Consider the following 13,387-nt stretch of genomic DNA (forward strand, 5'->3'; position numbering starts at 1 on the left):
GCTAGGTTACCGGAGCTTTGCGCTCGTAGCTCAGGTGGATAGAGCGTTGGCCTCCGGAGCCAAAGGTCACTGGTTCGAGTCCAGTCGAGCGCGCCACAGTCTTCAGCACCCTGTCCCTCACGCGGCGGGGTGTTTCTGCTTTGGCCCAGCTGGGGATGTCAGGACACACGCGCCGGATTCTAGCACGCAAGGTTAAGTGGAGGTGAAGGCATTGAAGGCCGTCTGGCGGCGGGTTTTTCGGCGCCGCGCGGCGCGCCTGGGGCCAGGGCAAGTTACCCTGTGGCCATGAGTTCTCACCTGCTGACCCTGCTTGAAGCCCTGCCCGGTTCGTATGCCGGCCCCGACCGCGCCGAAGCCGGGCCATACGGCGTGGTGGGCGTGGGCGAAGGCACCCTGGCCGCTCACCTGACGCAGAGCTTGGTGCCGGCCAGCCTGGTCCGCAGCGGCACCCAGTTTGTGCTGGGCAGCCCGGACGCAGGCGCTCTGGCCACCGATTACGCCGACCTGGCCACCGTGGCGGGCGCGGGCGTGCGCCGCGTGGCGACCGGGGGCACCCCCGAAGAAATTGACGTGCTGGTGCCGGGCGGCCCCCTGAGCACCTATCACTTTGCCCAGGCCGTGGCCCACGCCAGCGGTCACGGCGACGACGCCCGCGCCGCCGACGCCCTGCTGCTGGGCCTGGCCGCCCGCTGCGCCCCCCACGTCACCGAGAACAACCCGGCGCGCGACCTGGCCTGGAGCCTGTGGGGCCGCACGCCCCTGCTGCTGGCCGCCGCTGACGCCGACGCCCTGCCGCACGCCTGGCAGCAGCTGCTGGCGCGCACCGGCAAGACGCTGGCCGTGCCGCTGGTGGGTGACCCCTTGCCGCTGGTGACGTCGGCTTTCGAGGCCCAGCACGAGAAGGGTGACGCCAAGGTGGCCCTCATTCTGGGCGACGCCGACGACACCCTGCTGCTGGCGCGCGAGGTGCTGGAGTCGCGCATTGACGAGATCATTCATGTGCCGGCCCCGGACGGCGCCCAGGGCTACCCGGCGGCGCTGGCCCTGTGGTACTTCGGCGCGTGGGTGGCCGCCTACCTGGCCGAGCGCTACGGCACCGACGCCGCCGACGTATCGGTGCTGGCCCGCGCCCAGGGCGTCATGAGCGGCGATGACCGTGAGCAGGCCCGCCTCTCGGCCCCGCGCGACGACCTGCGCCGCACCCGCACCGAAGACGACTGGCCCGAAGAGGAGTCGGGCACCGACCACGAGGCGTACGACGAGGACGAAGCGGAGGAGTAAGTGGGCAGTGGGGGCCTGGGCGGTTGCCTCAGCCTCTGCCTTCTTTTTCCACTTCCTACTGCCCACTCCCCGTTAGTGCAGCGGGACGTGCCCCGGAAACCCAATTACCCAGTCCAGCAGATCGCCCACCATCGCGCTGGCGGTCACCATGCCGCCCGCGCCGCCGCCCGCGAAAATCAGGGTGCCGCATTCCTCGCCCTCATAGACCATCGCGTTGCGGCTGGCGCCGGCATTACACAGCGGATGCGTGTCGGGCAGACTCTGGGGCGAGACGCGGCCTCGCCACTCGCCGTTCACCCGGTCCAGCTCGGCGACCAACTTGATGCGTTCGCCGCGCGCGCGGGCGGCCTGCACGTCGGCCAGCGTCACGCCCTCAATGCCCTGCACCTCTACACTGCTGTACTTGAAGTTGCCGTCGGCACAGAAGCGGGCCAGGACCGTCAGTTTGTGGGCGGTGTCAAAGCCGCCCACGTCCAGGGTCGGCGGGTCCTCGGCGTAGCCCAGCGCCTGCGCCTCGGCCAGCGCCGCCTCGTAGGACTTGCCGCCCTCCATCTGGGTCAGGATGTACAGGCAGGTGCCGTTCAGCACGGCCTGAAGCCGCGTAAAGGTGCTGGCGCGCAGCACGGTGCTCATGGGGCCAATGACCGGGGTGCCGGCCATCACGGACGCCTCGTAGTACAGTTTGCCGTCCAGGGCGTAGTCGCGCAGTTCTTCCCAGCATTCGGCCAGCAGCGCCTTGTTGGCGGTAATGACCGCGCGCCCCGAGCGCAGGGAGGGCCGCAACAGGGCCAGGGGCCGCTCGATGCCGCCCATCGCTTCAATGACCACGCCGCATTCCTGCAAAAAGCTGGGATCGGTGGTCAGGGGGATGCCGGCCGGAATGCTCCGGGCTTTCTCGGCGTCGCGCACCAGCACGCCCGCCACTTCAATCTTCACGCCCAGGTTGGCAAAGATGCCCGAGCGGCGCTCGATCAGGTTCAGCACGTCTTGGCCCACGGTTCCGCAGCCCAGCAGGCCGACTGTCACGGTTCTCATGCGCCCGACTGTAGCGCCGCCCTGGCCAGGCACCTCTGGGGCGGGTTAGGCGAGCGCCCAGGGCAACTGGAACGGGTAGTGGGCAAATGTAAGGAAAAAGCCCGCCCTGCCTGTCAGCCCAGCCTGCAGGGCGGGCGCTAGACTGCGTTCATGTTCCCTGTGACCACCCCTATTCTCCGCTGTCCGCCGTGGTGCGGGCAGTCCCCCGGCGCGTGAGCGCGCGCCTGACGGCCCTCGCTTCGGAATTTGGTCTGGTCGAGCGGGCGCTGGGGGACCCGGCCGCGCTGGCCGACCCCCGCGAGTACGCCCGCCTGACCCGCCGCCACCGCGAGCTGCTGCCCCTGATCACCGTGCTGCGCGAGCGAGACGGCGTGGACCGCGACCTGGCCGGCGCCCGCGAACTGCTGACCGACCCTGACATGCGGGAGCTGGCCGCTGGCGAGGTGCAGACCCTCGGCGCCCGCTTGACCGAGCTGGAAGCCGAACTGGTGGTGCTGCTGCTGCCCACCGACCCGGACGACCCTAAAGACGTGATTCTGGAACTGCGGGCCGGGGCCGGCGGCGCCGAAGCCGGGCTGTTTGTCATGGACCTGCTGCGGCTGTACACCCGCTACGCCGAGGGCCTGGGCCTGCGCCTGAACGTGCTGGACGCCAACGAGAGCGACCTGGGTGGGGCCAGCAAGGTGGTGGCCGAGGTCACGGGCGACGGGGCTTACCGCGCCTTCAAATGGGAGCGCGGGGTCCACCGGGTGCAGCGCGTGCCCGCCACCGAAAGCCAGGGCCGCATTCACACCAGCACGGTGACCGTCGCCGTGCTGCCCGAAGCCGAGCAGGGCGAGGTGCAGCTGGACCTGTCCGAGGTGCGGATTGACGTGTTCCGCTCGCAGGGTGCGGGCGGGCAGGGCGTCAATACCACCGACTCGGCCGTGCGCGCTGTCTACCGCGCCGGGACCCCCGATGAAATCATGGTGGTCTGTCAGGACGGCCGCTCGCAGATTAAAAACCGCGAAAAGGCGCTGCAGGTGCTCGCCGCCCGCCTGGCCGAGCGGGAGCGCGCTGCCCGCGAAGCCCAGGAACGCTCGGAGCGCGCTGCCCAGGTGGGCACGGGCGACCGCAGCGAGAAGATTCGCACCTACAACTACCCGCAAAACCGCGTCACCGACCACCGCCTCGAAGGCGAGGACAAGAACCACCCCCTGGACAGCGTGATGACCGGCGTGCTGGCCCCGGTGGTGGGGGCGCTGGCGCGTGCCCAGCGCGAACAGCAACTGCTGGAGATGGCCGGGGGAGACGAGCAGCATGGGGCGGCGTGACCTGCTGGTGGCCGCCGGTATTCTGCGCGACCGCTTTGGGCGGGTGCTGCTGGTGGGCAATGACTGGCAGGGGCATGGCCGCGTGCGCCACACGCTGCCCGGCGGCGTTGTCGAGCCGGGCGAGACCCTGCCCGAGGCCCTGTACCGCGAGATCTACGAGGAAACGGGTCTAAAGCTGACCGGCATCAAGCACATGGCCTACACCGTCCATATTGAGGATGAGCGCCGGGGCGAGCGCGCCATTGCGGTCGCCTTTGAGGCCACCTGGGACGGTCTGCTCAACCCCGCCGACCCCGACGGCTTTATCGTGGAGGCGCGCTTTTGCACCCCTGACGAGGCCCTGGAAAAAATCGAGGCCCCGCCCATGCGCGAGCCGCTGAGTGACTACCTGAAAACCGGCGAACCCGGCCGCTTCTACGCCTTCAAAGGCTGGGACGGCCGGGGCGGATTACGGATTCCAGCCCTTAAGCCCAGAACCTGAGACGACTTCCGCTGAATGACGGCACAGCAAATCAGGGCACTGCCTGCGCCTCTAGATCGCGCCATCCGTACATTCTCTTGCTCGTTCCGCTTGGAATGAATTAAGCAGAACGCTTGATTCACTCGAAGTCGGTCTGAACAGGACCGCGCCCCGGAGGTTTAATGGCTCCGGGGCGCGGTGCTGAAAGGAGACAGGGCGCAGCGCGCCGTCTGTTTCCCTCAATCCTGCTTTACACGTAATCCACGCTGAGAATCTCGAACTCGGCGGTGCCTTTGGGCAGCTGTACCGTGACCTTCTCGCCGGCCCGTTTTCCGCTCAGGGCCTTGCCGATGGGGCTGGCGTCGCTGATTTTGCCCTTGAGCACGTCCACCTCGTAGGTGCCCACCAGCTCAAACTGGTGTTCCTTGCCCTTGGCGTCCTTAACGCGCACCTTCGCGCCCAGCCCGGCGCCGCCCGAAGCGTCTTCCTCGACAATCATGGAGCGCTCGACCTGGCTTTCCAGCTCGGCAATGCGGGCCTCATTTTCGCTCTGCTGCATGCGGGCTTCGTCGTAGGCCGCACTTTCGCGCAGGTCGCCGTCGGCGATGGCGCGCCCCATGTTCTCGGAGATTTCCTCGCGCTTGGTGGTTTTCAGGAAGTGCAGGGTTTCCAGCAATTTGTCATACCCGCGCTGGGTCATGGTGATGCGTTCTCTGGTCATAGACAGTCAAGTATAGGCGGAGGCCGGCAAAGAAGAGGCGACATCCTGGGCTGGAGGCCAGGCGCATCTGCCCACACTTGGTAAAGGCTGTCCTCAGCGCCGCCCCACCCAGGGTGCGTGGGCGGCGCGTAGGCTCGGCGCATGACCCGAGATGACCATATTGACCGCGACCAAGGCTTCGCCCCCGAAGGCGAGGTGCGCGACGACGGCACCACTGGTGAGCTGGTCAACGACAAGATGGCCGCCGAGAGCATCCTGCGTGCCGACACGATGGCGGAAAGCGCCAACCCCAACGACCAGCCCGGCTTTAACGATGGGCGCCTGGGTGGCAGCGACTTTGAAGACCGCCAGGGCACGCCCAACAACGACGGCGACAGCGACCTGGAAGGCCGCGCCGAGGGGGGCGAAGGCACCCACCGCAGCGGCGGCATTGACGGCGGCCCCGAACGGGCGACGCCGCTGCCCGGCACCGACAAGTAAAACGGACTCCGATTCAATCCTTTGCAACAACGGTTGAATCCGAGCAGAGCAACTTGTCAAGCTGTGGAGCAGAGCGGGTTCCGGGCATGGAGTTTGCAAACCCGTTCTGGTTTGTCAACGGAACAGACGGGATCCGTCTAAAGAGGTAAATGAAATGAAGGAGGCCAGCACCTTTCACGGGCTGGCCTCCTTGTGCATTTGCCTACCGGCTGTCGTTGCCAATGCCTAGGTTTTCTACCACGGCCTTTTGCACCTGCTTTTGCGTGTCCATCACCTCGACGGCCACGCGCTCGCCGCTTTCCAGGTCCATCACGAAGTGGTCGCCGTCGAGGCGCACCTTGGACAGAATCTGCTCGTCACCTTCTTCTCGGGTGGTGGCACGCAGTTCCACGAAGCGGCGCATGGGCGTGCGGATGACCTTGGGCGCCAGAATCTCCTCGACCTGAAAGATGCCGCCCGAGTTGTTCATGGTGACGTTAATCAGAACCGGCTTGTCCCGGCCCTTTTCAATCACCACCTGGTCCACCGCCAGCGCACTGATGGAATGGATGTCCACGCTGCCCAGCGAAAACGCCTTGCGTCCGCGCCCCTTGGTGATGTCGGTGCCGTCAGCCACCGCCGTGATGCCGCCCTCCAGCGTCAGCGGCGCTGGGTTGAGATCGTGGCAGTTGATGGCGCCCAGGATGAAGGACCGCACCTTCGTGCGTTTAAAGGGGTCGGGGTACAGCGGCCCCATGATGCGGTCCAAGATTGGCAGGGCTAGCGCGACCCCGTGGCCCTCGTGCCCGACACGGTGAATCTGGTTGCCGATGTCATGCAGCATGGTTCCCAGGATGACGGCCAAAAACACGTCCTCAGCGCCTCCCACCCCGCTTTCCATGATGTCGGTCTTGACCCCGGCTTCCAGCAGCAGCTCGGTAATCGCCATGCTGGCCGCGCCGGTGATAAAGGCGTGGACGCGCCCGTGGTCGTTGTAGCCCAGCTTGCGCATGGTGATGTAATTCGCCATGTCCCAGTGGGCCAGCGCCTCGGGATCGGCGCGCAGGGCCTCGTAGGCGGCCAGAGCACGCGGATACTCGGCCAGGTCGGTGCGGATGGCCTGGTTGGCTTCTTCGATCAGCTTGGCGCGCGGGGTGGTGAACTCGACCACGCGGGCCGGGGGCGTACCCTCGCGCCCCGCCACGTCGCTGACCTTGCCGCCCTCGACATTCAGGCGGAACTTCTGCTCGCCTGTTCCGGCGCCGCCGTCCTCACTCACCCTGGAACTCCGCGCGGCGCTTGTTCAGGAAGGCGTCCACCCCCTCGCGGAAGTCCTTGGTGGCGACGGTCATGCCAAACAGGTCAGCCTCGATTTCCAGCCCGCCTTCCAGCGTGGTGTCCAGACCCCGGCGAACGGCCTCCTTGATCAGCGACAGGGCGATAGGCGCGTGCTTCACCATGGCTTCTGCGACTTCACGTGCTTTTTGCAGGGCGTCGTCGGCCACGTAATTGACCAGGCCCATCGCCAGGGCTTCATCGGCTTTAATCTGGCGTGCCGTCAGCATCAGGTCCAGTGCGCGCCCGGCGCCCACCAAGCGGGCCAGGCGCTGGGTGCCGCCAAAGCCCGGAATCAGGCCTAGGGACACCTCGGGCATGCCCAGGCGGGCGCCCGTGGCCGCCACACGCACGTCGCAGGCCAGCGCCAGTTCCAGGCCGCCACCCAGCGCGAAGCCGTTGATGGCGGCCACGACGGGAATAGGCAGGCTGCTGATCTGGTGCATCACGTCCTGGCCAGCCAGCGACAGCTCGCGGCCGTCGTACACGCCGTCCAGGCTGGCGAGTTCACTGATGTCTGCGCCCGCCACAAACGCCTTGTCACCGCTGCCCGTGATAATCAGGGCGCCGACTTCGGCGTCTTCCACGATCAGGTTGACTGCCTGCGCGATCTCCGAGAAGGTATCGGCGCTCAGGGCGTTCAGGGCCTTCGGACGGGTGATGGTCAGCACGGCGAGAGGACCGTGCTGGTCAATTTGCACGTTGTTGAACTCGAATTCGTCCAGTTGCGTCATGGCGTCCATCCTGCCACACGGGGCCGCGCGGCGGTGTGCCCAGGGCGGCGCGGAGCCCTGGGCGAGCGTGGGACCGGGCACAGGACAGGCGGCCCTTCGCACCGACTCTGGTTAAATCGTTTGCCAAGACGATTCAGTCCGAATGGGGGAGGAGAGAAACAGGTTCCAGGCATGACACTGACACATCCGTGTCCTCCCGATGTGGCAACGAAACAGACGCAGTCCCTCTCAGCCTCACAAGCCCACAAAAAAAGATGACCGCGCCGCTGCGGTCATCTCTACCTTCAAATGGGTTGCCCAGAGCAAACAGTTCGCCTCTTGAATCCTGGCCTCAGTCTTTGGCAGCCAGCGTCCCAATCGCGTCCAGGGCCACGCGCACCATGCGGTCCACGCCAGCGGCCAGCACGTCGTCGGGCACCAGTTGGGGGTCGCCAATATCATTGCTGCAGGCGGTCAGGCAGGCGGCGCGCAGGCCACGCTGGGCCGCCACCAGAAAAATGGCGCTGGCTTCCATCTCGAAGCCCAGCACGCCCCGGCCGGCCCACAGGCGCGCGTGTTCAGGGGTGCTGGCGTAAAAGGCGTCCTCGGTCATGATGAGCCCGACGTGGTGCGGCGCGCCCTGTGCGCGGGCCGCCTGAACCGAGGCCTCGACGACCTCAAAGCTGGCGGCTGGCGCGTAAGGGGCGCCGCCCAGCAGCTGCCGCGTGGTGCCGTCGTTGGGCACAGCGGCGGTGGCAATTACGAGGTCGCCGGGGGCCACGCTGGGGGTCGCGCCGCCCAGGGTGCCCACCCGAATCAGGGTTTTAGCACCCAGCCGCGCCAGTTCTTCGGCCACGATGGCCGCGCTGGGACAGCCCATGCCGGTGGTCTGCACGCTGACGGGCACGCCCTGGTAGGTGCCCGTAAAGCCCAGCAGTTGCCGGTGCGAGGTGTATTCCCGCGCGCCTTCCAGGTAGGTCTGGGCGATATGACGGGCGCGGTTGGGGTCGCCGGGCAGCAGCACATAAGGAGCGACATCGCCGCGAACAGCACGAACATGAATCTGGCTCATGCGGTGAGTATAGGCAGGGCAGGTAGCTGCTTTCCCACCCGTCATCGGTGTGGGAAGAGCCTCAAGCGCGACCGTCTTTACTCATGAGGGCCAAGCGTGATGATCCTGACAGGTTTCTCACCTCCCAGGCTTAAAAGCTCCGCAGAGGCTTGAAAGACCCTCTCATTGAGGCAGCACCTCTTTTCATCTTGTTCCCATTTCACACCTTCAAGTCAGACTCTTCTCATCTGTCAGTGGGTCAGCAGCGTCTACGCCCGCTGAAATTCACAAAGACCTCACTCCCGCTCCCTACGGTGGGCAAAGGAGGACAGGTCACGTTCCGCTGACCTGCCTTTTTTGAACCGAAGGAGAACCTCACATGCGTAAACCACTGTTCCTTGCGTCCACCCTGGCTCTGAGCCTTGGCGTTGCCAGCGCCCAGACCACCACTACGACCACCACTGCGGCCCCTGCCCAGGTGACCCTGAGCGACGTGCCCGCTGGTCACTGGGCCAAGGACGCCGTTGACCGCATTGTTCAGTGTGGACTGATTCAAGGGTTCCCCGACGGCACATACCGTGGCAACGAAAACCTGACCCGTTATCAGGCCGCGCTGATTTTCTACCGCGCCCTGCAGGCCGGCGCCCTGGCCAACTGCGGCTTTACCGCCGGCGACATGACGGCCATCGGCAACGGCATGCAGGAAGTCAGCACCGAGCTGGCCGCCATTGCCACCCGCGTCACCGACCTGGAGCGCCTCAGCGCCGAGCAGCAGGCCCGCATTGACGCCCTGGAAGCCCGTATCGCTGACGTGAGCGCGCCCGGCGCAGCCTCGGCGGACGTGACGGCGCTGCAGGCCCGCATTGACGCGCTGGAAGCGGCCATTCGTAATATCCCCGCCGGTCCTGCTGGCCCCGCCGGCCCTGCGGGTCCCGCTGGTCCTGCCGGTCCTGCTGGTACGCAAGGCCCCGCCGGCACCAGCGCCAGCGGCACCGTGACCACGACCCCGCCCGTCACCACCCCGCCCACTGTCGTGATTGGCGACCCCGTTCCTACTACCCCCGAAGCCACGCGGGGCCTGTACGCCGGCGTTGCGGTGGGTGCCAAAGCCGCCGGAACTGGCTCGCAGTGCCTGTCGCTGGGTGGGAACGCCGCCACCCGCACGAACGTCAACTACTGCCTGAACGGCACGGCCATCGTGGGCTCGAGCAACGTTATTGGTGCCATCGGCGCCCGTGCGGCCGTGGAATACCAGCCCGGCTACAACGGCGTCAGCGCTGATGTGAACGCTACCTACGACATCGGCTCGGGCAACCTGACCCCCTACGTGGGCGCCGGTCTGGGTCTGACCAGCAGCCAAGCCCGCACCACGGGCGGCGTGAGCACCACCACCAACGCCACCGACGTGTACGCCAATGTCCTGTTGGGTGCCGACTACCGCGTGACTGACAGCATCTCGGTGTTCGTGGAAGGCAACGGCCGCTATTACCTGAGCAACAAAGGCGGCGGCACGGGCCTGACCAGCACCGCCAGCAACGGCTTTACCGGCGGCGTTAAGGCTGGCCTGAAGTTCTACTTCTAAGAGCCGCACACTTGAAGGGGCCCTCCGTCATGGAGGGCTTTTTGCTTTGTCTGAGCGGCAAGGATTGAGCACTCATGGCAGCACACCTGGGCAGCTGTTTGTTTCTCACAGAGGTTGCCTTGGGTAAGAACAACAGAGGTAACAGCCCTATCCACCATCGTTCTCCTACCTCTGTCCATGGTGCCCCGTTCGCTGCTCACCTGGGTCTCCTGCTGAACGCGAGATCAGCCCGGCCTCTGCACACCCAGACGGGCTACACTGGGGGGGATGCGCCTTGTTTCCTTCCTTCAGGTGCTGTTTCTGCTGGGTCTGCTGGCTTACCTGGCGCTGGTGACCCTGGAAAACCCTGGCCTGGTGCGCTTGCCTCTGCCGCTGGGCAGCGGTGAACTGACCGTGTCGGTAGGGGCCGGGGTGGCGGTGTTTGCCCTGCTGGGGGCCGTGTTTTCTGCGCTCCTGTGCCTGCCGGGCGTCTGGCGCGAACGGGCACGCCGGGGCCGTGAGGCCCGGCTGCGCCGCTCGGCCGAGGACCGCCTGACGGCCACCTTGCAGGCGCGCCTGGGCGGCATGGGCGCGGCCCCCGACCCCCGCGAAGAGGCGGGCCTGTGAAGGTCACCCCGCCCGCCCCTGAATGGACACTGGCCCCCCCCGCCAGCCGCGCCGAGCTGCTGCGGGTCATGCGCGAGTGGCGTGTGGCCCCGCCGCTGGCCCAGGCACTGAGTGGACGTGGCGTGACGGCGGCGCTGCTGGACCCCCCCCTGACCCTGACCCCCAACCCGGCGCTGCACGAGGCGGCGCGGCGCATCGCAGCGGCCATGCAGCGCGGCCAGCGCATCCGCATTCACGGCGATTACGACGCCGACGGGGTGAGCGCCACGGCGCTGCTGGTGCTGGGACTGCGCGACCTGGGGGGCACCGTTCACGGCTTTATTCCCCACCGCCTGAAAGAAGGCTACGGCCTGCACCCCGACAAGGTCGAGGAACACGCCGCCGCCTGCGACCTGCTGGTCACCGTGGACTGCGGCGTGACCAACCACGCCGAGGTGCGCGCCCTGCTGGACCGGGACACCGACGTTATCGTGACGGACCATCACGCGCCCGGCGATCAGTTTCCCGAGGCCCTGGTCGTTCATCCGCAGCTGACCACGGACTACGATCACAGCCTGCACAACCTGACGGGCGCGGGGGTGGCCTACCACCTGCTCTGGGCGGTCCGTGACCACCTGGGCCTGGACGAGCCGCGCGCCCTGAGCGCCCTGGCAACCCTGGGGACCGTGGCCGACGTGGCCCCGCTGGTGGGCGAGAACCGCGCCCTGGTGCGGGCCGGATTGGAGGCGCTGGGGCAGACCACCCTGCCTGGCCTGCGGGCGCTGCTGGAGACCGGGCGGGTGCGGGCGCCCAGCGCGCGGGACGTGGCGTTTGTGCTGGCGCCGCGCATCAATGCCGCTGGGCGGCTGGGAGAAGCTGACATTGCGCTGGACCTGCTGACCACCGCCAGCCCCCATGAAGCCCGCCGCCTGGCTGAGTATCTGGAAATCCGCAACGGCGAGCGGCGCAAGCTGCAAGACGAGATGTTTGGGCAGGCGCTGGCCCTGGCCGACCCACGTGACCCGGCGCTGGTGGTCACGCACCCGGACTGGCACGCAGGCGTAATGGGCATTGTGGCCAGCAAGCTGCTTGATACCTACCACAAGCCGGTCTACATCATCGCGCAGGGCAAGGGATCGGTGCGCAGCACGCCGGGCATCAGTGCGGTGGGTGGGCTGCGCCACAGCCACGACCTCCTGAAGCGGTATGGGGGGCATCCCGGCGCCGCCGGCTTTGCTATCGAAGAGACTCAGCTGGACGCCTTCCGTGACCGCATTCATGACTATGTCCGCCAGTTTCCGGCGCCACGGGCACGGGTCCGGCTGGACGCGCCGCTGCCGGGTCTGGGCGCCACCCTGGACCTGCTGGAGCAAACCGCCGCCTTCGAGCCATTTGGTGAAGGCCACGCCCTGCCCCTGTGGCACCTGCGCGACGTGCTGACCGAGACCCGGCTGGTGGGCAAGCGTGGAGACAGCCTGCAGTTCAAGGTGGCCGGGCTGCGGGGCGTGAAGTTTGGCGAAACGGACGCCGAGGGCGGCGAGCGGGACTTGGCCGCCCACCTGACTGGCAGCGAGTGGCGCGGCCAGCACCGCCTGGAGGTGCAGGGTCAGGCGCTGCGGCGCCCCGCCCCGGTGTCGCTGGACGCCCCAGCGCCCGAAACCTCCACCCCCCGCCTGGACCCACGCGCCGCCCTGGCCCACCTGCGTTCGGGGGCCAGCGCCTACGCGCAGGGGGCTGTGGCCGACTACCTGCGCGACAACGTGCCGGGCCTGACGCTGGCGGCGGCGGGCGAGGCCCATCCCGGCGGCGAGCTAATTCTGTACGCCCTGCCCACCGAGGACGACCTGCGCCGCTGGCTGCTGGGGGGCCGCGTGGCCTTTGCCTTTGGCCCCAGGACGCTGGCCGACCTGGAAGGCAGCCTGACCCGGCACCACCTGTCGGCGCCGCCCAGCAACCCCCTGCAAGAACTGGGGGCTGATGACCTGAACTCGCCGTACACCGCGCGCCTGGAAACGGCGGCCGACGCCTACCGCCGCTGGCAGTGGGCCCACCACTGGCGCACCCTGGACGACGCCGGATGGTCAGCCAGCGTCCTGGCCATGCTGGGTGTGGCGCCGCTGCAACCCAGCTCCGAGCCTGAACTGGCCATGAGCTAAGCACAAGAAGAGGGGGGGCGCTGACTTAGCGCCCTCCTCCTGTGGTTGCTGATGAGCGCTACGGCCACGTCATGCTCGAATCCCCCAGATGGCGCAACCTGTCCTGTTGAGCTCACTCAGCGTCCAAGGCCTGAACTAGGGCGTGTGCTTACGGGAAGTGACTCAGATAGTGTGAGGCGTGCTGGCGCTCATCCACGATCTCGCCCTAAAGCAACTGAAGGCTGAAGTTGCCCAGTACCCGCGAATGAACGGATATACCCAACTTGAGGTTGTGTCGATCCAGGCACTCCGTTCCATGGGGACGACTCAGAACGACATTCTAGATGCTCTCTATGAACGCTGGGCTGCACACGATGCCATCGCAGTACACCGGGTCGCTCACCCACTGAGAGAACCATTGTCTTCGATTGAGTGCTTTGATGGATACGACGACTACGAATACAGCGTTTGTGATGCGCTTGAGGCCTTGACGTACGAGCTCAAGGGAGGGTCTGGGATTGGGCATCTTGCCGATACAGTGCCTTCAGAGAAGGCGGCTGAGCTGGCTGCACGTTTCTTCGCCTTGTTTCAAGCACCTCGAGCCTACCGAGGTCTTGGTTGGGGCGATCCGTTTTACGCCTTTGAACAGGGTGTTGTGCTCCTGGATGAGGATCGCGCTGGATGCTTCCTGATCATCGAAAGCGATTGAGTAGACTC

The 13,387-nt window shown here is 66.8% G+C and carries 13 protein-coding genes and 1 tRNA gene; 9 read left to right on the plus strand and 5 right to left on the minus strand.

Annotated features, from left to right (window positions below):
• Positions 1-19: 19 nt before the first annotated feature.
• Positions 20-96, plus strand: a tRNA-Arg gene (locus K7W42_RS11515).
• Between the two features lie 189 nt (positions 97-285).
• Complete coding sequence (locus K7W42_RS11520; RefSeq protein WP_224574778.1) at positions 286-1,281, plus strand: SIS domain-containing protein; 996 nt, start codon at positions 286-288, stop codon at positions 1,279-1,281.
• Between the two features lie 72 nt (positions 1,282-1,353).
• Here the strand turns inward: K7W42_RS11520 and K7W42_RS11525 are convergent, their stop codons facing one another.
• On the minus strand, positions 1,354-2,316 hold the full coding sequence (locus K7W42_RS11525) for a homoserine dehydrogenase (protein WP_224574780.1): 963 nt from the start codon (positions 2,314-2,316) through the stop codon (positions 1,354-1,356).
• Between the two features lie 212 nt (positions 2,317-2,528).
• Between K7W42_RS11525 and prfA the strand changes: the two genes are divergently transcribed.
• Both prfA and K7W42_RS11535 read left to right on the plus strand, forming a co-directional pair.
• The gene (gene prfA / locus K7W42_RS11530) at positions 2,529-3,629 is read left to right on the plus strand and encodes a peptide chain release factor 1 (protein WP_224574798.1); all 1,101 of its coding nucleotides are present in this window, start codon (positions 2,529-2,531) and stop codon (positions 3,627-3,629) included.
• Positions 3,616-4,110 carry an NUDIX hydrolase gene (locus tag K7W42_RS11535; RefSeq protein WP_157458638.1) on the plus strand — a complete coding sequence of 165 codons (495 nt, stop codon included), beginning with the start codon at positions 3,616-3,618 and terminating at the stop codon, positions 4,108-4,110. The genes prfA and K7W42_RS11535 overlap by 14 nt, the downstream gene beginning before the upstream one ends.
• A 229-nt stretch (positions 4,111-4,339) precedes the next feature.
• Here the strand turns inward: K7W42_RS11535 and K7W42_RS11540 are convergent, their stop codons facing one another.
• A complete protein-coding gene (locus K7W42_RS11540; protein WP_157458637.1) occupies positions 4,340-4,810 on the minus strand; it encodes a transcription elongation factor GreA in 471 nt (156 codons plus the stop codon).
• Between the two features lie 141 nt (positions 4,811-4,951).
• Between K7W42_RS11540 and K7W42_RS11545 the strand changes: the two genes are divergently transcribed.
• Positions 4,952-5,290: a hypothetical protein gene (locus K7W42_RS11545; protein ID WP_157458636.1), complete on the plus strand. Its 339-nt coding sequence runs from the start codon at positions 4,952-4,954 to the stop codon at positions 5,288-5,290.
• 202 nt (positions 5,291-5,492) lie between these two features.
• Here K7W42_RS11545 and K7W42_RS11550 read toward each other — a convergent pair whose 3' ends face one another.
• The 3 genes from K7W42_RS11550 to K7W42_RS11560 all read right to left on the minus strand — a co-directional run bounded on the left by K7W42_RS11550 (position 5,493) and on the right by K7W42_RS11560 (position 8,389).
• Positions 5,493-6,548 (minus strand): phosphohydrolase, encoded by a 1,056-nt coding sequence (locus K7W42_RS11550; protein WP_369409226.1) that lies wholly within the window; start codon positions 6,546-6,548, stop codon positions 5,493-5,495.
• Positions 6,541-7,338, minus strand: a complete 798-nt coding sequence (locus K7W42_RS11555; protein ID WP_224574782.1) for an enoyl-CoA hydratase/isomerase family protein — start codon at positions 7,336-7,338, stop codon at positions 6,541-6,543. Before K7W42_RS11555 ends, K7W42_RS11550 begins: the two co-directional genes overlap by 8 nt.
• A gap of 331 nt (positions 7,339-7,669) precedes the next feature.
• A complete protein-coding gene (locus K7W42_RS11560; protein ID WP_224574784.1) occupies positions 7,670-8,389 on the minus strand; it encodes a phosphorylase family protein in 720 nt (239 codons plus the stop codon).
• A gap of 358 nt (positions 8,390-8,747) precedes the next feature.
• On the opposite strand from K7W42_RS11560, the gene K7W42_RS11565 reads away from it, so the two are divergent.
• The 4 genes from K7W42_RS11565 to K7W42_RS11580 all read left to right on the plus strand — a co-directional run bounded on the left by K7W42_RS11565 (position 8,748) and on the right by K7W42_RS11580 (position 13,379).
• Positions 8,748-9,950 (plus strand): S-layer homology domain-containing protein, encoded by a 1,203-nt coding sequence (locus K7W42_RS11565; RefSeq protein WP_224574786.1) that lies wholly within the window; start codon positions 8,748-8,750, stop codon positions 9,948-9,950.
• 267 nt (positions 9,951-10,217) lie between these two features.
• On the plus strand, positions 10,218-10,556 hold the full coding sequence (locus K7W42_RS11570) for a hypothetical protein (protein WP_224574788.1): 339 nt from the start codon (positions 10,218-10,220) through the stop codon (positions 10,554-10,556).
• Positions 10,557-10,624: 68 nt separating this feature from the next.
• Complete coding sequence (gene recJ, locus K7W42_RS11575; protein WP_224574800.1) at positions 10,625-12,691, plus strand: single-stranded-DNA-specific exonuclease RecJ; 2,067 nt, start codon at positions 10,625-10,627, stop codon at positions 12,689-12,691.
• Between the two features lie 178 nt (positions 12,692-12,869).
• Complete coding sequence (locus K7W42_RS11580) at positions 12,870-13,379, plus strand: hypothetical protein (RefSeq protein ID WP_224574790.1); 510 nt, start codon at positions 12,870-12,872, stop codon at positions 13,377-13,379.
• Positions 13,380-13,387 lie beyond the last annotated feature (8 nt).

Origin of the sequence: Deinococcus betulae, assembly GCF_020166395.1 — a bacterium.
Classification (GTDB): Bacteria; Deinococcota; Deinococci; order Deinococcales; family Deinococcaceae; genus Deinococcus; species Deinococcus betulae.

Coding starts and splice junctions, on each gene's coding strand:
- K7W42_RS11540 (WP_157458637.1), bottom strand. CDS start 4,810: ATGACCAGAGAACGCATCACCATGACCCAGCGCGGGTATGACAAATTG.
- recJ (WP_224574800.1), top strand. CDS start 10,625: ATGCGCGAGTGGCGTGTGGCCCCGCCGCTGGCCCAGGCACTGAGTGGA.
- K7W42_RS11535 (WP_157458638.1), top strand. CDS start 3,616: ATGGGGCGGCGTGACCTGCTGGTGGCCGCCGGTATTCTGCGCGACCGC.
- K7W42_RS11545 (WP_157458636.1), top strand. CDS start 4,952: ATGACCCGAGATGACCATATTGACCGCGACCAAGGCTTCGCCCCCGAA.
- K7W42_RS11525 (WP_224574780.1), bottom strand. CDS start 2,316: ATGAGAACCGTGACAGTCGGCCTGCTGGGCTGCGGAACCGTGGGCCAA.
- K7W42_RS11555 (WP_224574782.1), bottom strand. CDS start 7,338: ATGACGCAACTGGACGAATTCGAGTTCAACAACGTGCAAATTGACCAG.
- K7W42_RS11570 (WP_224574788.1), top strand. CDS start 10,218: ATGCGCCTTGTTTCCTTCCTTCAGGTGCTGTTTCTGCTGGGTCTGCTG.
- K7W42_RS11560 (WP_224574784.1), bottom strand. CDS start 8,389: ATGAGCCAGATTCATGTTCGTGCTGTTCGCGGCGATGTCGCTCCTTAT.
- K7W42_RS11520 (WP_224574778.1), top strand. CDS start 286: ATGAGTTCTCACCTGCTGACCCTGCTTGAAGCCCTGCCCGGTTCGTAT.
- K7W42_RS11565 (WP_224574786.1), top strand. CDS start 8,748: ATGCGTAAACCACTGTTCCTTGCGTCCACCCTGGCTCTGAGCCTTGGC.